The 629-nt window shown below is 42.8% G+C and carries 1 protein-coding gene; it reads right to left on the bottom strand.

Annotated elements, in window-relative coordinates:
- A partial coding sequence (locus tag RFH42_RS16855; RefSeq protein ID WP_308977092.1) for a DUF4055 domain-containing protein occupies positions 1–629 on the bottom strand: 629 nt, incomplete at both ends.

Raw genomic sequence — 629 nt, 5'->3', positions numbered from 1 at the left:
TTCTTGAAACCAATTCCAATCTACACCCGTAACATAATACTGCGGCTGCCCCATGTAATAGACTGACTCTTGAAAGTCAGCACTATCACGATAATGTGCGAGATTTAAATCTGTTAATTCCAGCAACGGCGAATTATCAATCTGAGCCGAGTTATCGACTGCACCAAGGAACGTAAATGGAATATAAGTCCAAGGATCGCCATTGTAATCCGTTGGCATCTTACGGCCATGACCAACCCAATCGCCTTTATCTGACTTGGTGTAAATCTCTACTGTGTAAGCAAACTCACCTGAGCCTACATCCTCTAGACGCAATACTCGATACTGCAGTTTTGATTTGGTACTAAAGCCATCTTCACCACGTTCAGATATCATTTCTTCAATAACGACTAAATTTAGCTTCACCTGATTGCCAACGGTCATCGTGTCCCAATTAATCACCGCCTTAGATGATAATAAGTGCACCATTGGATAGGCTTGTTTAGCTTTCTCTTCTGCACGATTACGTGAAGGAGCTACATCTGGAAAATCCACATACAAAGCACAACGATAATGCTTCAAAATATGCCGTAACGCCGACTGTGAGAGCTGATATAAACTGACTCCTGCGCCATTGGCATTGCGCTCTA

It is taken from the genome of Acinetobacter rudis (genome assembly GCF_031157835.1).
GTDB lineage: Bacteria > Pseudomonadota > Gammaproteobacteria > Pseudomonadales > Moraxellaceae > Acinetobacter > Acinetobacter rudis_A.
Note: the sequence above shows the minus strand (reverse complement) of the source record. Positions and strands in the feature narration are given on the sequence as shown.